16 protein-coding genes are annotated in these 18,964 nt (G+C 73.9%); 8 read left to right on the top strand and 8 right to left on the bottom strand.

Annotated elements, in window-relative coordinates:
* From AB0K37_RS31070 to AB0K37_RS31060, 3 genes are all read left to right on the top strand, one after another.
* A partial coding sequence (locus tag AB0K37_RS31070) for a B12-binding domain-containing protein (RefSeq protein WP_363987033.1) occupies positions 1–742 on the top strand: 742 nt, incomplete at its 5' end.
* A gap of 115 nt (positions 743–857) precedes the next feature.
* Complete coding sequence (locus AB0K37_RS31065) at positions 858–1,370, top strand: RNA polymerase sigma factor (RefSeq protein WP_363987031.1); 513 nt, start codon at positions 858–860, stop codon at positions 1,368–1,370.
* Complete coding sequence (locus tag AB0K37_RS31060) at positions 1,367–2,341, top strand: DUF523 and DUF1722 domain-containing protein (RefSeq protein ID WP_363987030.1); 975 nt, start codon at positions 1,367–1,369, stop codon at positions 2,339–2,341. The genes AB0K37_RS31065 and AB0K37_RS31060 overlap by 4 nt, the downstream gene beginning before the upstream one ends.
* A gap of 91 nt (positions 2,342–2,432) precedes the next feature.
* Here the strand turns inward: AB0K37_RS31060 and AB0K37_RS31055 are convergent, their stop codons facing one another.
* Positions 2,433–3,917 carry an MDR family MFS transporter gene (locus AB0K37_RS31055; protein WP_363987028.1) on the bottom strand — a complete coding sequence of 495 codons (1,485 nt, stop codon included), beginning with the start codon at positions 3,915–3,917 and terminating at the stop codon, positions 2,433–2,435.
* A gap of 197 nt (positions 3,918–4,114) precedes the next feature.
* Here AB0K37_RS31055 and AB0K37_RS31050 point away from each other — a divergent pair, with 197 nt between their 5' ends.
* Positions 4,115–4,843, top strand: a complete 729-nt coding sequence (locus AB0K37_RS31050; protein WP_363987027.1) for an HD domain-containing protein — start codon at positions 4,115–4,117, stop codon at positions 4,841–4,843.
* 153 nt (positions 4,844–4,996) lie between these two features.
* Here the strand turns inward: AB0K37_RS31050 and AB0K37_RS31045 are convergent, their stop codons facing one another.
* The 3 genes from AB0K37_RS31045 to AB0K37_RS31035 form a co-directional block, all read right to left on the bottom strand.
* Positions 4,997–6,271, bottom strand: coding sequence for a YncE family protein (locus AB0K37_RS31045; RefSeq protein ID WP_363987025.1), 1,275 nt, complete (start codon positions 6,269–6,271; stop codon positions 4,997–4,999).
* Between the two features lie 307 nt (positions 6,272–6,578).
* Entirely contained in the window at positions 6,579–7,376 is a 798-nt protein-coding gene (locus AB0K37_RS31040; protein ID WP_363987024.1) for a sigma 54 modulation/S30EA ribosomal C-terminal domain-containing protein, read from the bottom strand.
* A gap of 17 nt (positions 7,377–7,393) precedes the next feature.
* On the bottom strand, positions 7,394–7,597 hold the full coding sequence (locus tag AB0K37_RS31035; protein ID WP_363987022.1) for a DUF1918 domain-containing protein: 204 nt from the start codon (positions 7,595–7,597) through the stop codon (positions 7,394–7,396).
* A gap of 164 nt (positions 7,598–7,761) precedes the next feature.
* Here AB0K37_RS31035 and AB0K37_RS31030 point away from each other — a divergent pair, with 164 nt between their 5' ends.
* A complete protein-coding gene (locus tag AB0K37_RS31030) occupies positions 7,762–8,715 on the top strand; it encodes a ribose-phosphate pyrophosphokinase (RefSeq protein ID WP_363987021.1) in 954 nt (317 codons plus the stop codon).
* Positions 8,716–8,726: 11 nt separating this feature from the next.
* On the opposite strand, the gene AB0K37_RS31025 is transcribed toward AB0K37_RS31030, so the two are convergent.
* On the bottom strand, positions 8,727–12,335 hold the full coding sequence (locus AB0K37_RS31025; RefSeq protein ID WP_363987019.1) for a hydantoinase B/oxoprolinase family protein: 3,609 nt from the start codon (positions 12,333–12,335) through the stop codon (positions 8,727–8,729).
* Between the two features lie 84 nt (positions 12,336–12,419).
* Between AB0K37_RS31025 and AB0K37_RS31020 the strand changes: the two genes are divergently transcribed.
* The gene (locus AB0K37_RS31020; RefSeq protein WP_363987017.1) at positions 12,420–13,301 is read left to right on the top strand and encodes a universal stress protein; all 882 of its coding nucleotides are present in this window, start codon (positions 12,420–12,422) and stop codon (positions 13,299–13,301) included.
* Between the two features lie 2 nt (positions 13,302–13,303).
* Positions 13,304–14,854, top strand: a complete 1,551-nt coding sequence (locus AB0K37_RS31015; RefSeq protein ID WP_363987015.1) for a phosphoribosyltransferase family protein — start codon at positions 13,304–13,306, stop codon at positions 14,852–14,854.
* Positions 14,855–14,860: 6 nt separating this feature from the next.
* Here AB0K37_RS31015 and AB0K37_RS31010 read toward each other — a convergent pair whose 3' ends face one another.
* The gene (locus tag AB0K37_RS31010; protein WP_363987013.1) at positions 14,861–15,352 is read right to left on the bottom strand and encodes a DUF2267 domain-containing protein; all 492 of its coding nucleotides are present in this window, start codon (positions 15,350–15,352) and stop codon (positions 14,861–14,863) included.
* Between the two features lie 188 nt (positions 15,353–15,540).
* Positions 15,541–16,596 carry a Vms1/Ankzf1 family peptidyl-tRNA hydrolase gene (locus AB0K37_RS31005; protein ID WP_363987011.1) on the bottom strand — a complete coding sequence of 352 codons (1,056 nt, stop codon included), beginning with the start codon at positions 16,594–16,596 and terminating at the stop codon, positions 15,541–15,543.
* A gap of 227 nt (positions 16,597–16,823) precedes the next feature.
* On the opposite strand from AB0K37_RS31005, the gene AB0K37_RS31000 reads away from it, so the two are divergent.
* Positions 16,824–18,341 (top strand): cryptochrome/photolyase family protein, encoded by a 1,518-nt coding sequence (locus AB0K37_RS31000; protein WP_363987009.1) that lies wholly within the window; start codon positions 16,824–16,826, stop codon positions 18,339–18,341.
* Here the strand turns inward: AB0K37_RS31000 and AB0K37_RS30995 are convergent.
* Positions 18,342–18,964: ABC transporter ATP-binding protein (locus AB0K37_RS30995; RefSeq protein WP_363987008.1), on the bottom strand; the 623-nt coding region annotated here is incomplete at its 5' end.

The raw sequence follows: 18,964 nt of genomic DNA, 5'->3' as shown, positions 1-18,964 counted from the left end.
CCTCGCGGGCGCCCCGCCGGGCGAGGCCGCCCTCGCCGCGCTGCGCGAGCCCCCCGGCGCGCCGCGCCGGCCGCGCGGGCACGGCGCCGGCGGCAACCGCGTGCCCGTCGGGGAGGCGCCCGCCGGAGCCGACACCGCCGAGGTGCGCGGTCTGGCCCGCGCGGCGATGTCGCTGGACGTCCCCGCCATGACCGACGCGGTCCGGACCGCGATCGCGCGGGACGGGGTCGTGCGGGCCTGGAACGGCTTGATGGCCCCGGTCCTGATCGGCATCGGCCGCAAGCACGCGGCGGGCGGCGGCTGCGTCGAGGTGGAGCACCTGCTGTCCACGGTGGTGCTCGGCGGCCTCGCGGAGGTGCCGCCGCCCGCGCGGCCGGTGAACATCCGGCCCGTCCTGCTCGCCTGCGCGCCGGAGGAGCAGCACAGCCTGCCCCTGTACGCGCTGGCCGCCGCGCTGGCGCAGGGCGGCGTCGCGGCGAGCCTGCTGGGGGCGCGGGTCCCCGCGAGCGCCCTCGCCGCCGCGATCCGGCGCTCGGGGCCGGGCACCGTCTTCGTCTGGTCGCAGATCGCCGAGACCGGCGACCCGGACTGGCTGGCCGATCTTCCGGGCACCCGTCCCGCGGTGCGGCTCCTGGTCGGCGGGCCGGGCTGGAGGCGGGACCGGCTGCCGGACGCCGCCCGCCTCGTGACAAGCCTTTCCCAAGCCGTCACCGAGATTTTGGACGGCCCCGCGGCGCCCTGACACGCCGCGAAAGCCACGCCCCCGCATCGCCCCTCGCCGTGTCGGGGCCCGACGCCGCCCACGGAATCGACTATGAATAAGTTTTGAAACGATTCCCTCGGGAAAGGTCCAGCTCATGAACCTGGGAGAGCGGCTCGCACGCGGGGACGAGACCGCGCTGGCCGAGTGCTACACCTCGCTCGGCCCCCTCGTCCGCCGCCACGTCGTCCGGCTCGTGCCCCGGCACGCCGTGGACGACGTCGTCCAGCTGGTCTTTCTGGAGGTCTGGCGGTCGCGCCGCCGCTTCGACACCGCGCGCGCCCTGGAGCCCTGGGTCCTCGCCATCGCCCGCAGGCGCGCCATCGACCAGCTCCGCGCCGAGGCCCGCCACTACCGCCGGACGCTCCCCCTGGAGGACCACGCGGAGCTGCCGGCCGTGCGGACGCCCGACGCCTCGCCGTCCGTGGAGACCGCCTGCGACGTCAGGGACGCCCTCGCGGTCCTGCCGCTGCCGCAGCGGCAGGCGATCGTGATGGCCCACTTCGGACAGCTGACGCAGACGGAGATCGCCGACCGGCTGGCCGTCCCGCTGGGCACCGTCAAGGCGCGCACGGCCCGCGGCCTGCGCCGGATGCGAGAGCTCCTGTGACGGCCGCCGGCCCGTACCCGCGCCCCCGCCTCGCGGTGTCGAGCTGCCTGATGGGCGCCCCGGTCCGCTACAACGGCGGCCACAGCCGCGACCGGTTCCTCACCGACGTCCTGGACCCGCACGTCGACTGGGTCCCGGTCTGCCCGGAGATGGAGATCGGCCTCGGCACGCCGCGTCCCACGCTGCGGCTCCTCACCGACGGGCACCTCGTCACCAAGGACGGATCCGCCGACCACACCGCCGCGATGACCGCGCTCGCCGAGACCCGCGTCCCCCAGCTGGAGGTCCTGGACGGCTACGTGCTCAAGTCGCGCTCGCCCTCCTGCGGGCTGTTCCGCCTGCCGCGCCACGCCTCCGGCAGGCCCGGTGAGCGCACCGACGACCAGCCCGTCGACCGCCAGGGCCGCGGGGTGTTCGCCGACCTCGTCCGCGAGGCGCTCCCGGACCTGCCCGCCGAGGAGGACGGCCGCCTCCGCGACCCCGTCCTGCGCGAGCACTTCATCGAGCGCATCTTCGCGCACGCCCGGCTCCGCGAGCTCTTCGGCGCAGACTGGCGGCCCCGCGACCTCGTCGCCTTCCACAGCCGCCACAAGCTCCAGATCCTCGCCCACGACCCGTCCGCCTACCAGGCGCTCGGACGGATCGTCGCCCAGGCGGGGCCCCGTCCGCGCGACGAGCTGGAGGCCGACTACCGGCACGCGTTCAGCGCGGCGCTCGCCGTCCGTCCCAAGCGCGGCCGCCACATGAACGCGCTCCAGCACGTCTTCGGGATGCTCAGCGGCCACCTCGACGACACCCGCCGCCACGACCTCCTGGCCGCCATCGACACCTACCGCCGGGGCCAGGCGCCCCTGAGCGTCCCCATCGCCCTCCTGCGCCACCACGCCATGGGCGAGGGCCTCGACTACCTGACCCAGCAGACCTACCTGGACCCCTATCCCGCCGACCTGGTCCTGCGCCACTACCTGTGAAGCAGCCCCAACGCCGAACGGGCCGAGGCGAAAGCAAGGCTCACCATCGGCCCGTTCGGCAGGCGTTGTCCGTTGAGCAGGCGCCGCCCGCTCAGAGGGCGGCCGGCTCCAGGACGCGGTCGGCGGCTTCCGGCACCGCGGGCTTCTCGGCCGCCTTCACGCGCTTGGGCAGCAGGAACGCGACCCCGACCATCGCCAGGGACAGCGCTGCGCTGATGACGAACGCCAGCCGCATCCCGTCGAGCTGGGCGAGCACGGTGGCGACCCCGTCGGCCGTCCGGCTCTCGGCGCGTCCCGTCATCACGGTCACCACCAGTGCCGTGCCGAAGGCCGCGGAGACCTGCTGGAGGGTGCCCAGCATCGAGCTGCCGTGCGAGTAGAGCGGGGCCGGGAGCGCCCCGAGGCCGAGGGTGAACACCGGAGTGAACGCCGCCGCCAGCGACACCATGAGCAGCGAGTGCAGGCCGAGCACCTGCCAGTACGGCATCGTCGCCGAGATCTGGGTGAACCCGCCCAGGGCGAGCACGATGCCCACCGCCCCGGGGATGATCAGAACCCGTCCGCCGAAGCGGTCGAAGAGCCGGCCCACCGCCGGGCCGAGCAGCCCCATCGCCAGCCCGCCGGGCATCATCAGCAGGCCCGTCTCCAGCGGCGTGAGCCCGCGCAGGTTCTGCAGGTAGATCGGCAGCAGGATCATCGACCCCATCATCGCCATGAACCCCAGGGCCATCAGCAGCAGCGAGAGGGCGTAGACGGGGTGCCGCAGGACGCGCAGGTCGAGCAGGGGGACGTCGCGGCGCTGCAACCGGAGCTGGCGGACGGCGAACACCGCGATCGTGACCGCCCCGAAGGCGACGATCGACGCGGGGACCAGCGCGCCGCCCTGCCCGAACCTGCTCAGCCCGTACACCAGGGAGCCGAACCCGAGGGCGGCGGCCGCGACGCTGAACCAGTCGATGGTGCCGGCCTGCGGCTCTCCGACGTTCTCCAGCCGCGCCAGGCCGCGCCAGGCGATCAGCGCCGCGACCGGCAGCACCGCCGCGAACAGCAGCCGCCACGAGCCGAGCTGCAGGATCAGGCCCGACACCGCCGGGCCCATCGCCGGCGCGACCGAGATCGCCATGGTCACGTTGCCCATCACGCGGCCGCGGTCCTCCTCGGGCACCACGGTCATCAGCGTCGTCATCAGCAGCGGCATCATCACCGCCGTGCCGGTCGCCTGGACGATCCGCGCGAGCAGCAGCACCTCGAACACCGGCGCGACCGAGGCCAGCGCCGTCCCGGCGAGGAAGACGCCCATCGCGGTGGCGTAGGCGCGGCGGGTGGTGACCCGCTGCAGGAACCACCCCGTCACCGGGATCACCGCGGCCATGGTCAGCATGAAGGCGGTCGAGAGCCACTGCGCCGCCTGCTCGGTGACGTCCATGTCCGCCATCAGCCGCGGGATCGCGTTGATCATGACCGTCTCGTTGAGGATCACCACGAAGGTGGCCAGCACCAGCAGCCGGATCACGGCGGGCGTCCGGGAACGGCCGGGGGCGGTCTCCGGCAGCCCGCCGCTTGCGTGCTCTCGCATCGTCGTCATGCAGGGGTAGACCGGCGCCGCCCGGAGAACTCATCGCTCGATTCGATAATTCTTTCGACCGGTCGATGGCGGCTGCCCGCGACCAGCGGGAACGACGGAACCGGATGATCACGGACGGCGTCGAACCGGTACGCGGGAACGCCCCTCCGGCCCGCGGACGGGCGCACCTCCCGCGAGAGGGGAACACGGTGCCCAGCTATCTGCAGACTCTTCCGCTCCACACGATCACCGAGGTGTACGGCGAGGCCGGACTCCGCGACCGGTTCTCCCGCGAGATCCTGCGGTTCCGGGAACCGGACTGGCGGCGGCTGAGCGCGGCCCTCGCCCTGGCCGGCGACCTGCACCGGCAGGACCGCCGCGTCCGCGAGCCCGTGGTCAACCATCTCCTCCGGGTGACGCTGCGCATCATGTGCCATTACGAGATGGACGACGCGGACCTCCTCGTCGCCGCGCTCATGCACGACTCCGTCGAGGACCACCCCGCCGACCTGGCCGGAGACGGCCACGCCGACCCGGCGGAGGCCGCACTCGGCGTCCTGTCCGCCGAGTTCGGGCCGCGCGTCGCCGAACTCGTCCGCGCCGTGACCAACCCCGTCTACGACCGCGGCGGGGACGTCCACGCCCAGTACCGCGCCCATGTCGTCGAGAGCCTGGAACGCCACCCGGCCGCCCGCGTCATCAAGGTCTCCGACTTCACCGACAACGGCGTCGGGCTGATCCACACCACCGGCCCCAAGCTCCGCAAGCTGGCCCGCAAGTACCGTCCGCTGGTCCCGGAGCTCAAGGACCTGATCAACCGCCCCGACACCCCGCTCAAGGAGCGGATCAAACAGCACATCACCGGCCAGCTCGACCGTGCCGACGAGCGCTTCACGGCCATCCTGCACGGCCACGCCGTCGCCGCCCGGGCGACCTGAGGCCGCTCCCGGCCTCCGCGAGAAACGCGGCCATGTCTGCAGGACACGTCCTCCACCCGCCGAGCTCACCACATCGGACGTGCCCTGAGGAGGGGGAGACGCGAACCGGGACGCGGGGCGGGGGCCCGCGTCCCGGTGGCGGGAAGGCGGGGGTCAGCCGGTGGTGCCGGTCCAGGTGGCCGGGATGTGGGCCAGGCGGACGCGCTGCGGGTGGTCGCCGACGGGGACAGAGGTGATCTTCTGGCCGGTGCCGAAGTCGATGGCGGTGACCTGGTCGGCGCCGCTCTCGGAGATGACGCAGGCGCGGCCGTCGCCGCTGACGGTGGCCCAGTACGGCTTGGACGCGGTGACCAGGGGGCCTTCCTGGAGGGTGGAGCGGTTGACGACGGTGGCGTAGTCGTCCATGGTCCCGGCGACGCAGAGCCTGCTTCCGTCGGGGCTCATCGACAGGCCGTGGTGGCGGGAGTCGTTGACGAAGGTGGTGCGGTCGTCGCTGGTCGCCGGGTTCTTCGGCAGGGTCCTCACCCGGGTGATCTTGTCGGTGGCCATGTCGTACTCCACGAGGCCGTTGAAGAACGAGACCTGGAAGTACAGCTTCGACTCGTCCGGGGACAGCACCGCGGGCCGGATCGCGTTCGAGAGGTCCTTGCGGCCGAAGGCGTCCAGGCGCGAGCGCATGTCGATGGTCTTGACGACCTTGTAGGTGGAGGCGTCGGCGACGGTGATGTGCCGGTCGCCCTTGGTCCAGTCCTGGGACGGGTCGTCGAGGTCGGTCTCGACGTTCCCGATGGACATGTTGAGGATGTACCTGCCGTCCCTGGTGAAGATGTTCTCGTGCGGCTTGTCGCCGGTGGCGAACGAGCCGAGCTGCTTGCCGGTGTTGATGTCCAGGACGTGGACGACCTTGCCGAGCGAGGCCGACACCGCGACCCTGGTGCCGTCGGGGGACACCGACATGTGGTCGGCGCGGTAGCCCGAGACGGCGAAGCGCCACCTGACCTTCCCGGTGGTCAGGTCGATGGAGACGACGTCGCCGAAGCTGGGCCGCGAGGCGACCAGGGCGGAGCCGTCGGGGGTGGAGTACAGGTCGTCGACGAGCTGGTCGTGGCCCTCGCCGGCGGTGGCCCGGATGCCCAGGAAGACGGCCAGGTTGATCGGGTTGAGGTAGATCGCGGTGAGGCGCTGGCTCCTGTCGGGGACGACGTTCACTCGGCCGATCTTGGCGAAGTCGCCGCTGGACTTGATGACGTCGGCGGTGCCCTCCCAGTTGTTGCCGACGAACATCACCTCGCGCAGGGGGGCGGCGGCGTGCGCGGCGGTCGCGCCGGCGGCGGGGGCGAGGGCGCCGGCGGCCAGGACGGCCGCGGCGGCGATGCTCCGCAGGCGACGGTGCGGTCTGGGGCGGGCGGGGGTGGTCGCAGCGTGCATGCTTGCTCTCCCGGAGGGGTGGGGGTAGCCCAGATGGGGGCGGGGGCGCGGAACTCTTCCGCGTCCACGCCGGCGCGCACGGCGGCAGGCGGGGATCCGCGCGGGCCGCGGCGCCGGCTGCGCGGTGATGGACGGTCGCGGGCATGGCCGGCCCTGGATTCCGCGTGCCTTGTGGGCCGCTAATGAATCCGCCCAAATCCGAACATCACCGTATTCAGACTTTGGTTACTGGATAGTAAGCAGGGGTGGTGGGCGCCGCAAGACCCGATGGCGGGGGATTTCCGGCCACCTCGTGGAGGGCCGCGCGCTACGCGGGGACGATCAGCCCGTAGTGCCCGTCGTAGCGGTGGTAGAGGACGTTGCCCCGCCCGGACTCGGCGTCGCGGAAGAACACCCAGCGCCGGCCGGTCGCCTCCAGATGCTCGATCGCCCCCTCGGCGGTCAGCGTGGGCGCCGGGCGCGGGCTGATCGTCAACGGGATGGCGCGGGGCGCGCCCGTCCGCTCGCGCGGCGTCGCCTGCGCCAGCCGGTAGCCGTGGTCGGCGGGGTAGATGACGCTGTCCTCGCCGGTCTCGACGTCGGTGAACAGCAGGAACCCGTAGTCGAGCACCTCCATGTCGAAGGCCGCCTCGTCGGGCGTCTCGGCGGTCAGCGTGAACGACTTGTGCCGGATCAGCTCCCGCTCCTCCGGAGGGCGCGGGTAGTAGTCCGGACGGTGCGTCGGCTCGGCGCCGTGGCGCCACTCGTGCGGGCCCGTCGCGGGACTCGTGGGGTAGGCGCCGCGGCGGGCCTCCCAGTGCCGGGAGATCCGGTCGAGCCGGTTCAGCAGCCGGTCGTGGAGCCGGTCGACGGCCTCGGTCATGCTCGGCGCCGCCACCTGCGCCCGCACCAGGCGCCCGTTGACGTCCAGGTTGGCCTGGGCCGTCGCCGGACGCGGCACCGCCGGATCCGGCGACATGATCAGCTTCACGCGCGCGAACAGCACCGGCTCCGGCGCGCGCCGGAACACCGCGCTCACCTTGGAGCGCGCGTAGTCGGCGGCGTCCTCCGGCATCTTTCCCCGGCGTTCCACGGTCACCTCTGGAGCGGCCGTCGCCCCGTCCATGGCGTCCCCCCGTCGTTCTAGCGCCTCGCCCACTCGGCCGGCTGGTGCTCGATGGTGGAGTCCGAGGACGGGAAGAACGTGGTCTCGTGGCCGTCGTCCCACCGCACCAGGTAGGGCGGCTCTCCGTTCCGTCCGTGCACTTCGAGGATCTCGGCCCTGCGGGCCGCCTCGCCCACGTGGTGTCCGTGAACGATCAGCCGGTCGCCTTCGCTCGCTCGCATCGTGTCCCCCCTCACGTCGCGTCGATTCCATCGTGCGAACGGGCGGCGGGACGCCACCAGGGCCAAAGGTCCATATTCGTGCAGGTCGGCCGGTATGTGGTGAGTTGGGCTATCCGGTCGAGGGAGGGGAAGAACCGGATCGAGCGGCCGACGACGGGAGGGTGATGTCCGACAGGAGCATGATGCCGACCCGGATCGTGGCGGGGACGGCTCATCCGGGCCTCGCCGCCGCCGTCGCGGCCGCGCTGGGCCTCCGGCCGGTGCCCTGCGACGTGGAGAGGTTCCCGGACGGAGAGCTGCGGCCGGTCGTGCACGGCGTCCAGGGCGGGGACGTCTACGTGGTGCAGCCCACCGGGCCCGCCGTCGACGGCCATCTGGTCGAGCTGCTGCTGCTCCTGGACGCGTGCCGCCGGGCCGGCGCGGGGGCGGTCACCGCGGTCGTCCCGTACTTCGGGTACGCCCGGCAGGACCGCCGGGACCGGGCGGGGCAGGCGGTGGGCGCCAGGGTGGCGCTCGACGCGCTGGCTTCGGCCGGGGCGGACCGGCTCGTCGTGGTGGAGCCGCACACCGTCGCCCTGGAGGCCATGAGCCCGGTTCCGGTGGAGATGCTGACGGCCGTCCCGCTCCTGGCGGACGAGCTGGCGGAGCTGACGCCGGACGCGGCCGTGCTCGTGGCGCCCGACCTCGGCGCGGTCAAGCCGGCCGAACACTACGCGCGGCTGCTGGGGCGTCCGGTCGCCGTGGTGCGCAAGACGCGGCTGAGCGGCGAGAGGGTCCACGCGGAGGAACTGGTCGGCGACGTGGAGGGCCGCCCCGCGGTCATCGTGGACGACATGATCAGCACCGGCGGGACGATCGAGGCGGCGGTGCGCGTCCTGCTGGCGCACGGCGCCGCGCCCGGCATCACCGTGGCCGCGGCGCACGGACCGCTGGTGGAGGCCGCGCGGGACCGGCTCTGCCGGCTCCCGATCCGGTGCCTGCTGGTCACCGACACCCTTCCGGTGGGAGGGGCGCGGGCGGCGCCGCTCAGGGTGCGGTCCGTGGGCCCCCTGATCGCCGACGCCGTCGGCCGCCTGCACAGCGGGCGGCCCCTGGACACCCTCCTGATGCGCGGTTGATGTGCGGGGGCTCACGCCGCGCCGTAGCCACCGCCGCCGGGCGTCTCGATGACGAAGACGTCCCCGGCGCCGACGGGCAGCGAGTCGCGGCCCTCCATCGGCGCCACGGAGCCGTCGGCGCGCTGGACCCACTGCCGGCCCAGAGCGCCCGGCCCGCCGCCGGCCATCCCGTACGGCGGGACCCGCCGGTGGCTGCCCAGCGTGGTGACCGTCATCGGTTCGAGGAAGCGGATGCGCCGCCGTCCGCCGTCGCCGCCGTGCCACCGCCCCGTGCCGCCGCTCCCGCGCCGGATCTCGAATCCCTCCAGCAGGACGGGGTAGCGCCACTCCAGCACCTCGGGGTCGGTGAGCCGGGAGTTGGTCATGTGGGTCTGGACGACGTCGGCGCCGTCGAAGCCGTCGCCGGCGCCGGATCCGCCGGCCACCGTCTCGTAGTACTGGTGGCGCTCGTTGCCGAAGGTGACGTTGTTCATCGTGCCGGAGCCCTCGGCCATCACCCCCAGCGCGGCGTACAGGGCGCCGGTCACGGCCTGGGAGGTCTCGACGTTGCCCGCCGCCACGGCCGCCGGGTACCGCGGCGCGAGCATCGACCCCGGCGGGATCGTGACGTGCAGCGGCGTCAGGCACCCCGCGTTCAGCGGGATGTCCTCGGCCACCAGCGTGCGGAACACGTACAGCACCGCGGCCATCGCCACCGACGAGGGCGCGTTGGCGTTTCCGGCCGACTGGGGCGAGGTGCCGGTGAAGTCGATCTCCGCCGTCCGGGCGCCGCGGTCGACCCGGACCGCGACCTGGATCACGGCGCCGTCGTCCAGCTCGTAGGCGCACGAGCCGTCCCGCAGCGCGGTGATCACCTGCCGGACCGCCTCCTCCGCGTTGTCCTGGACGTGGCGCATGTAGGCCTGCACGACGTCCAGGCCGAAGTGGCGGACCATGTCGCGCAGCTCGCCGACGCCCTTCTCGTTGGCGGCGATCTGGGCGCGCAGGTCGGCGACGTTGTCGAGCGGGTTGCGGGACGGGTGGGGCGCCGAGGTCAGCAGCCCGACCGTCTCGTCCTCCCGCAGCCTGCCGTCCTCGACCAGCAGCCAGTTGTCGATCAGGACGCCCTCCTCCTCCACCCGCGCGCTGAAGGCCGGCATCGATCCCGGCGTGATGCCGCCGATCTCGGCGTGGTGGCCCCGGGACGCGACGAAGAAGGAGATCTCGGCGGCCTCGTCCGCGGCCGCCCCGGCCTCGACGTCCCCGAGGAAGACCGGCGTGACGACCGTGACGTCCGGCAGGTGGGTGCCGCCGTGGTAGGGGTCGTTGAGCACGTAGACCTCGCCCGGGCGCATGCCCCCGGCGGCGCGGCGGCGCTCGACGAGCTCCCTGATGGACGCCCCCATCGAGCCGAGGTGGACGGGGATGTGCGGCGCGTTGGCGATGAGCCCCCCGCCCGCGTCGAAGATCGCGCAGGAGAAGTCCAGCCGCTCCTTGATGTTGACCGAGTGCGCGGTGGCGCGCAGCCGGACGCCCATCTGCTCCGCGATCGACATGAACAGGTTGTTGAAGATCTCCAGCATGACGGGGTCGGCCCCGGTGCCGACGGCGCGCCCGCCGGACCGGGCCGCCACCCGGTCCAGGAGCAGGTGCCCGAGGTCGTTCACCGCGGCCCGCCAGCCCGGGTCGACGACGGTCGTGGCGTTGGCCTCCACGATGATCGCCGGGCCCTGGACCGCGTCGCCGGGCCGCAGCCGCTCCCGCCGGTACAGGTCGACGTCGCGCCACGCGCCGTCGACGTGCATCGGGACGCGCTCCGCCTCGGCCGGACCTTCGCCGACCCCGGCGACCGGCGTCTCGGCCGCCCGGTCGCCGTCGCCCACCGCCTCGACCGACACCGCCTCCACGACGATCGGCTTGTCGCGCATGAGGAAGGAGAAGCGGCGCCGGTAGACCTCCTCGAACTCGGCGACCATCGCCTCCACCGGCCCGGCCCGCACCAGCAGGGCGGTGTCGGTGCCCGCGTAGCGCAGGTGGGCGCGGTGGACCACGTGCCCGGCGTCCGTCCCCTCGCCCCGCAGCTCATCGCGCGCGTCGCGCTCCAGGCTCCCGAGGATCGCGTCCAGCTCGGGCAGCAGATCCTCGCCCAGCGGTTCCTCCACCGCGTGCTCCCGCATCGCCGTGACGTCGGCCAGGCCCATACCGTACGCCGACAGCACCCCCGCCAGCGGATGGACGAGCACCCGCCGCATGCCGAGGGCGTCGGCGACCGCGCAGGCGTGCTGGCCGCCCGCCCCGCCGAAGGTGGCCAGCACGTACCCGGTGACGTCGTAGCCGCGCTGGACGGAGATCTTCTTGATGGCGTTGGCCATGTTCGCGACCGCGATGCGCAGGAACCCTGCGGCGACGTCCTCGGCCGGGCGGCCGTCGCCGATCCCGCCGGCCAGGGCGGCGAAGCGGTCCCGCACGACCGCGGAGTCGAGGGCCTGGTCGCCGTCCGGTCCGAAGACGTGCGGGAAGTGCTCGGGCCGGATCCGTCCCAGCATCACGTTGGCGTCGGTGACGGTGAGCGGGCCGCCGCGCCGGTAGCAGGCGGGCCCGGGGTCGGCGCCGGCGGAGTCGGGGCCCACCCGGTACCGGCCGCCGTCGAAGCGCAGCACCGAGCCGCCGCCGGCCGCGACCGTGTGGATGCTCAGCATCGGCGCCCGCATCCGCACCCCCGCGACCTGCGTCTCGTACTGGCGCTCGAACTCGCCCGCGTAGTGCGAGACGTCGGTGGACGTGCCGCCCATGTCGAAGCCGATGACCCGGTGGAAGCCCGCCGCGGCCGACGTGCGCGCCATGCCGACGATGCCGCCCGCCGGGCCGGACAGGATCGAGTCCTTGCCGCGGAACGCGTGCGCCTCGGTGAGCCCGCCGCTGGACCGCATGAACATGATCGGTGCGCCGTCCAGCTCCCCGGACACCTGGTCCACGTACCGGCGCAGGATGGGCGAGAGGTAGGCGTCGACGACGGTGGTGTCGCCGCGCGAGACCAGCCTCATCAGCGGGCTCGTCGCGTGCGACTCCGAGACCTGGGGGAAGCCGATCCGGCGCGCGATCATCCCGATGGCGATCTCGTGGAGGGGCTGCCGGTAGGCGTGCATCGACACGATCGCCACCGAACGGAACCCGTCGTCGTAGGCGGCGCGCAGCTCGCGTTCGACCGCGGCCTCGTCCAGCGGGACCAGCACGCGCCCGCCCGCGTCGATCCGCTCCCTCGCCTCGATCACCCGCGCGTAGAGGAGCTCGGGCAGCACGATCTCCCGGGCGAAGATGCGCGGCCGGTTCTGGTAGGCGATCCGCAGCGCGTCGCGGAAGCCCTCGGTGATGACCAGGACGGTCGGCTCGCCCGTCCGTTCGAGCAGGGCGTTCGTCGCCACCGTCGTGCCGAGCCGCACGCCCGCGATCAGCTCGGCCGGGACGCGCGCCCCGGGCGCGACCCCGAGGAGGTGCCTGATCCCGGCGAGGGCGGCGTCCTGGTAGCGGTCCCTGTCCTCGGAGAGGAGCTTGTGGGTGACGAGCGCGCCGTCCGGCCGCCGGGCGACCACGTCGGTGAACGTGCCGCCGCGATCGATCCAGAACTCCCAGCGCGCCGCCATCGCGACCTCCGAAACCGCTTCTACCTGGGCGTTTCCGTTCGGTGAGGATGGAAACACCCTCGCGGTAGAGGAGGGAGACGGCCGATGGGGGACCACAACCGGATGCGCTCCATCCTGATCGGCTACGACGGGTCGCCCGCCGCCGAGCAGGCGCTCCAGTGGGCGGCGGGAGAGGCCCGGCTCCGCGGCCTCGCCCTCACCGTCTGCCATGTGTGGCACTGGCCCTACCCCATGCGTCCGCCGGACGAGGAGACCCTGGAGGTCCTCCGGAGCGAGGGCGCGATCGTGGCCGACGAGGGCGTGCGCAAGGCCCGCGCCTTCGCCGGTGGCCTGGAGGTCCGCTGGTGCCTGGAGCAGGGGTCGGCCGCGGGCGCGTTGCTGCGGGCGTCCCGCGGCGCCGTCATGGTCGTGGTCGGCTCGCGCGGCCATGGCGGGTTCCAGGGGCTCCCGGTGGGCTCCACCGCGGTCCAGGTGGCGGCCCAGGCCTCCTGCCCGGTCGTCGTCGTGCGTTCGCCCGCGCGGCTGGACGGCGGGCGGATCGTGGCCGGAGTGGACGGTTCGCCGGCCGGCGACGCGGCGCTCGGCTTCGCCGTCGAGGAGGCCGTGCTGCACCACGACCCGGTGACGGCGGTGTGCTCCTGGTGGGACCCGGCCACGCTGCCCGGACCGGACCGGGTGCCCTTCATCGATCCGCGGGCCGTCAGGCACGAGGCGATCGCGCGCTTCGAGCGGGCCGTCGCGCCGTGGCGGGCCGGGCGCCCCGAGGTGCTGATCGAGACCAGGTTCGTCCTGGACGCCCCGAGGCGGGCCCTGGTCGGCGCCTCCCACGGCGCGGCCATGCTGGTCGTCGGCGTCCGGGGGATCGGCTCGCCGCCCCCGATGCTCCTGGGGCCGGTGCCCCAGGTCGCGCTCCACGAGGCCCGCTGCCCGGTGGCGGTGGTGCCCGCACCCGAACCCGGGAGGTGACGATGCTGGACTTCGACGACCGCGCCGACGCCGGACGGCGCCTGGCCGAGCGGCTGGACGATCTACGCGACTCGGACGTCGTCGTGCTGGGGCTGCCGCGCGGCGGGGTGCCCGTCGCGTTCGAGGTCGCCCGGGAACTGCGCGCGCCGCTGGACGTGATCGTCGTCCGCAAGCTGGGCGTGCCGTTCCAGCCCGAGCTGGCCATGGGCGCCATCGGCGAGGACGGCGTTCTGATCGTCAACGACGAGATCGTCCGTCTCACGGGCCTCGGCGAGGCCGACCTGGCCGACGCGCGGCGGCGCGAGCAGGCCGAGCTGGACGTCCGCGTCGAACGCTTCCGCCGCGGCCGCCCCCGTGCCGGGGTGAGCGGCCGCACGGCCGTCGTCGTGGACGACGGCGTCGCCACCGGCGCCACCGCGCGAGCCGCCTGCCAGGTCGCCCGCGCCCAGGGCGCCCGCCGCGTGGTCCTGGCGGTCCCCGTCGGCTCACCCGACACCCTCGCCGGTCTGCGCCAGGTCGCCGACGACGTGGTGTGCCTGCTGGAACCGGACCTCTTCCACGCCGTCGGCCAGTGGTACCGCGAGTTCGGCCAGACGTCCGACGGCGAGGTGGTCGAGCTCCTGGAACGCGCCGCGACACCGCCGTCCGGCCCCCGGCACGACTCCGACCCCGCCGGAACCGCCGAGCCTCCCGGAACCGCGAACCCTTCCGGCGCTTCCCACCCCGGCGGAGCCACCAACCCTGGGGGAGCCTCGGAGCTCGGCTGGGTCAGCCCGTATGGAGCAGGCAGCTCTGGCGGAGCCACCGATCCTGGCGGGGCCGTTCATCCGGGCGGGGCGACCAACCCCGCTGGCGGCGCCGAGCCTGGTAGGGGCACCGATCCGTCTCGGGCGTCCGATACTGATGCGGACGATCCGCCGGTCGTCGACGAGGAGCTGTGGATCGACGGCGGGTTCGTGGAGCTCACCGGGCATCTCACCGTCCCCGAGGGGGCGGGTGCAGTCGTGGCGTTCGCGCACGGCAGCGGGAGCAGCAGGCACAGTCCGCGGAACCGGCTGGTCGCCTCCGGGCTCAACCAGGCGGGCCTCGGCACGCTGCTGTTCGATCTGCTGACCGCCGGGGAGGAACTCGACCGCGGCAACGTCTTCGACATCGGCATGCTGGCCGACCGGCTCGTCGCCGCCACCGCGTGGCTCCGCGACCGGCCGGAGACCGCCGGCGCCCGCGTGGGCTACTTCGGCGCGAGCACCGGCGCGGCGGCGGCGCTGTGGGCCGCCGCCGAGCCCGGCGCCGACATCACCGCCGTCGTCTCCCGCGGCGGGCGCCCGGACCTGGCCGGACGCCGCCTCGGCGACGTCCGCGCCCCCACGCTGCTGATCGTGGGCGGTGAGGACCGGCAGGTGCTCGGCCTCAACCAGCGGGCGCAGCGGCGCATGCGCTGCCAGAACCGGCTGACGGTCGTGCCGGGCGCCACCCATCTGTTCGAGGAGCCGGGCGCCCTCCAGGCGGTCACCGGGTACGCCACGGACTGGTTCCTCGCCTGCATGCGCTGAGCGGCCTCACATGACGGCGCGGGGCGCCGACGCACGGGCCCCGGAACGGGCCGCGGCGCGCTCCGCGGGCTCGCCGCCCGGCTGGAACAGCCTGCGGAGTTCCTCGGGAAGCTTCCAGAGCGCCTGCTCGACGCCTCCCGGAGCCATCTTGGAGGACACGACCTCGGTGACGACCGCCGCCGTCTTGGGCACGTCGTCGCGTCCGATGCGCGCCTGCTCGGCGAAGTGGACGGTGACCTCGCGCAGGTCGTACTTGCGGGGCATGTGGCCTGGACTCCAGCCGTCGTAGTACACCCCGCGCAGCAGTTCCGGCAGCTGGGCGGACAGATGCGCGGCCGACTCGACCGTCAGCCGGTCGCGCAGCGTGTGCATCCAGGCCCGGAGCGCCCGGTAGGCGAACCGGCGGTCCTCGGTCCCGAACGCGGCGGCCACATCGGCGATCCACCGGTTGGTGGTGTCGATGCTCCGATCCAGCCCCTGTATCCCTGTGAACGTCATCGCTATGGCTCCAGAGCGGTCTCGGCGAACACGGACCATTCCAGCCTGCCGCCGCCCGAGCACGCCGCGGCAGGGACGAAGGTCCCCAGCTGGGAGGCGTTTCCGCAGGTCCGGGCGGCTACGAGTCGATCTCCAGGACGGTGCCGGTGCCCCCCTGGCACCGGCGAAGCCCCGGACGTCCCGGCGCTTCAGGCATAGCGGCACAGGGCGCCGATGCCCTGCGCGGGAAGATCCGGCGCCCCCGGTTCCAGGACGCGCACCTCGGCTCCGGTGAGCACCGCGGCGCGGACGGCGACGTCCACCAGCCGGCCGTGCTCCACCGGGCCCCCGCCCGACTCGGCGAAGGTCGCCCGCCGGTCGGACACCTGCGTCGGCGCGGGGCCGAACCAGGCCGTCCGCCGGTCGGCGGGGTCGTCGGCGACCAGCAGCGTGCCGACCCGGCCGCGGGCCAGCGCCCGGAGGGTGGCGGCCGCGCCCTCCACCGCGAGGCCGGACGGGCCCCGCGCCTCGTCCAGCCGCTGGAGCAGCCCGCGGGTCTCCTCGTCCGCCCACCGGCTCACGTGCTCCCGGACCTGCGTCTGGCGGCGCCGCCGCGCGCCGTCCCGGTTCCGCCCTCCGGAGACGTGCCCGACGGTCACCTCATCGCGGACGCCCTCGGGAAGGTGCTTGGTGAGGTACTGCATGGCGCGCACGTCGCCGCCGAGGAGCAGCACGTGGGCGCCGGTCTCAGCGAGGTCGTCCGCGAGCGCGTGCGCCACCCTGGTCGCGTTGTGCTCCCAGGAGTCCTCGGCGCGGTGCTGGTGGCGCGACTGGGACCAGCCGCCCGGCGCGTTGCGCACGATCTCGTCGTCGGGGCCGTCGATCGTCCTCGTGGTCGCGGTCCTCGTCCCGCCCCGGCACGTCTCGATGTCGGCGCCCTTGCGGTCGACGAGGGTGAGCACGTACGGCGGACGCTCCTGGAGCCACGCCAGCAGCGGCAGGAGCCGCGGCACGGGCCCGCGGACGGCGAGATCAGGCTGCCGAGCGTCCGGCATCTCGACCGCGACGGGCTCCGGGTCGCCGTCGAAGGCGAACGCGGCGAGCGTTCCGGACCCCGGCTCCGCCCTCGCGACCAGGCGGCCCAGCGCTTCCACGGAGGTGCCGTCGGCTCCCTGCGCGCGGAGCCTTCTGGCCAGGCGTTCCCAGCGCAGCGCGGCGTCCTCCTCCCCGGGAGGCGCGGTCAGGTTGAAGTAGACCGATGTCACCGGCCCTCCGGAGCAGAGCCGACGCAGGGTCTCGGTAGCGATTGTCTCGTCCGGCTTCATGTAGACAGCCTGTACAGCGGGCCTGCGTCCGATTAGGGACGAAAGTCCGCAGGTCGCTGGACCTTCGTGAGTCCGCCCTTAACGGACGGCGTCGCGTGCCGCCTTCGCCCGCGACGGGCCGTGCACCACACTGAGCGGGAGTCCGGGCGTCCAGGGGGAGGATCCGCGTGGCCCACGACCGCTCGAAGGACCGCTCGGAGGCCCGCTTCCACTGGCTGTTCGGCGACCAGCTGGGCCCGCACTTCCTGCGGCCGGACGCCGAGATCGTCATGATCGAGTCGCGGGCGGTCTTCCGGCGGCGCCGCTTCCACCGCGCCAAGGCGCACCTGGTCCTGTCCGCGATGCGGCACCGCGCGGCCGAACTCGGGGACCGCGTCCGCTACGTCCAGGCGGAGACGTACCGCGACGGCCTGGAACGAGCCGTGGGCGACGCCCCGGTGACCGTCCACCACCCCACGTCCCACGCGGCCCTCGCCTTCGTGCGGGGCCTCCGGCAGGTGGAGGTCCTGCCGCCGCGCGGTTTCCTCGTCCGGCCGGACGCGTTCGGCCGATGGGCGGAGTCCGCCGGCGGCGGGCGGCTGCGGATGGAGGGCTTCTACCGGCAGGTGCGCCAGGACCACGCCCTGCTGATGGACGGCGACCAGCCCGTCGGCGGGCAGTGGAACCTGGACAAGGACAACCGCGAGCCCCCGCCCAAGGGCGAGGCGAGGCTGCCGGTGCCCGCCCCCTACCGCCCGCGCGAAGACGAGATCGACGAGCGGGTCAGGGCCGATCTGGACCGCTGGGAGCGGAGCGGGCACGTGTCGTTCGTCGGCCGGGACGGCCCCAGGCTCTTCCCGGCCGCCCGCGCCGAGGCCAGGCGCGCCCTCCGCGCGTTCGTGGAGAAGCGCCTTCCCACCTTCGGCCGGTGGGAGGACGCGGTCCTGGCCGAGGACTGGGCCATGAGCCACAGCCTGCTGTCCGCGTCGCTCAACCTCGGGCTGCTCGACCCGGCCGAGTGCGTCGAGGCCGCCGAGGCCGCCTACCGGGCGGGCGACGCGCCGCTCAACTCCGTCGAGGGCTATGTCCGGCAGGTCGCCGGGTGGCGCGAGTACATGTGGAACCTCTACTGGCACTTCGGCCCCCGCTACCGCGAGTCCAACGCCCTGGGCCACGACGTGCCGCTGCCGGGCTGGTTCGCCGAACTGGACGCCGGCGCCGTCCGGGCCCGCTGCCTTTCGACGACCCTGGCGCAGGTCCGCGACCGGGGCTGGGTGCACCACATCCCCCGGCTGATGATCCTCGGCAATCACGCCCTCCAGCGCGGCTGGGACCCGGCGGCGGTGACCGACTGGTTCCACCGCTGCTTCGTGGACGGCTACGACTGGGTGATGCTGACCAACGTGATCGGCATGTCGCAGTACGCCGACGGCGGCCGGATCACCACGAAGCCCTACGTCTCGGGCGGCGCCTACATCAACACCATGAGCGACCTGTGCGGCCCCTGCGCCTACCGGCCCACCGAACGCACGGGGGAGCGCGCCTGCCCCTACACCGCCGGGTACTGGGAGTTCGTCCACCGCCACCGCGAGCGGCTGGCTCACAACCACCGCACCGCCCGCGCCGTCAAGCAGCTGGACCGCCTCGGCGATCTGGACGAGGTGCTGGGCGACGCCCGGCGGCGCGACCCGGGCGCCGCACCCTGACTATCGGTCTTCTCCTCCGGCGCCGGCCTCCTGGAGTCGGCCCGACCGCAGGTGCAGGACCCGGTCCGCGGTCCCGGGCGGCGGCGGTGTGTGGGTGATGAGCAGGATCCCCGTCCCGGACGTGTCACACAGAACGTCGGTGAGGAGGCCGCGGGCGGTCGCGGGGTCGAGGTGGGCGGTCGGCTCGTCCAGGATCAGCAGCCGCGCGCCGGACAGGAAGGCGCGGGCCAGCGCGATCCGCTGGCGCTGGCCGCCGGAGACGCGGGCGCCGTGCTCGCCCACGTGGGCGTCCAGTCCGCCGGGGAGGCCGCAGACCCAGTCCCAGACGCGGGCGCGGCGCAGCGCGTCGACGATCTCGGGTTCGGCGGCGTCCGGCCGGGCGAGCGCGACGTTGGCGCGGATCGTGGTGCCGAACAGGTGGGCGTGCTGGTCGACCAGGCAGACCGCGCGCCGGACGTCGTCCTGCGCGTAGTCGCGCAGGTCGTGGCCCTCGAGGGTGACGGCGCCCTCGTCGGGGTCGCGGAACCGGAAGTCGGGCCGCTCGCGCTCCGGCAGCAGGGGGTAGCTCGTCTCGGCCATCCAGCCCCGGCCGTTGAGGATCTCCGAGACGTTCGACAGGAGGT

This window comes from Actinomadura sp. NPDC049753 (assembly GCF_040674655.1).
GTDB lineage: Bacteria > Actinomycetota > Actinomycetes > Streptosporangiales > Streptosporangiaceae > Spirillospora > Spirillospora verrucosospora.
Note: the sequence above shows the minus strand (reverse complement) of the source record. Positions and strands in the feature narration are given on the sequence as shown.

Bases quoted from the DNA above. Each gene is read 5' to 3' on its own strand.
- AB0K37_RS31065 (WP_363987031.1), top strand. From the start codon at position 858: ATGAACCTGGGAGAGCGGCTCGCACGCGGGGACGAGACCGCGCTGGCC.
- AB0K37_RS31055 (WP_363987028.1), bottom strand. From the start codon at position 3,917: ATGCGAGAGCACGCAAGCGGCGGGCTGCCGGAGACCGCCCCCGGCCGT.
- AB0K37_RS31045 (WP_363987025.1), bottom strand. From the start codon at position 6,271: ATGCACGCTGCGACCACCCCCGCCCGCCCCAGACCGCACCGTCGCCTG.
- AB0K37_RS31040 (WP_363987024.1), bottom strand. From the start codon at position 7,376: ATGGACGGGGCGACGGCCGCTCCAGAGGTGACCGTGGAACGCCGGGGA.
- AB0K37_RS31035 (WP_363987022.1), bottom strand. From the start codon at position 7,597: ATGCGAGCGAGCGAAGGCGACCGGCTGATCGTTCACGGACACCACGTG.
- AB0K37_RS31030 (WP_363987021.1), top strand. From the start codon at position 7,762: ATGTCCGACAGGAGCATGATGCCGACCCGGATCGTGGCGGGGACGGCT.
- AB0K37_RS31025 (WP_363987019.1), bottom strand. From the start codon at position 12,335: ATGGCGGCGCGCTGGGAGTTCTGGATCGATCGCGGCGGCACGTTCACC.
- AB0K37_RS31020 (WP_363987017.1), top strand. From the start codon at position 12,420: ATGGGGGACCACAACCGGATGCGCTCCATCCTGATCGGCTACGACGGG.
- AB0K37_RS31015 (WP_363987015.1), top strand. From the start codon at position 13,304: ATGCTGGACTTCGACGACCGCGCCGACGCCGGACGGCGCCTGGCCGAG.
- AB0K37_RS31010 (WP_363987013.1), bottom strand. From the start codon at position 15,352: ATGACGTTCACAGGGATACAGGGGCTGGATCGGAGCATCGACACCACC.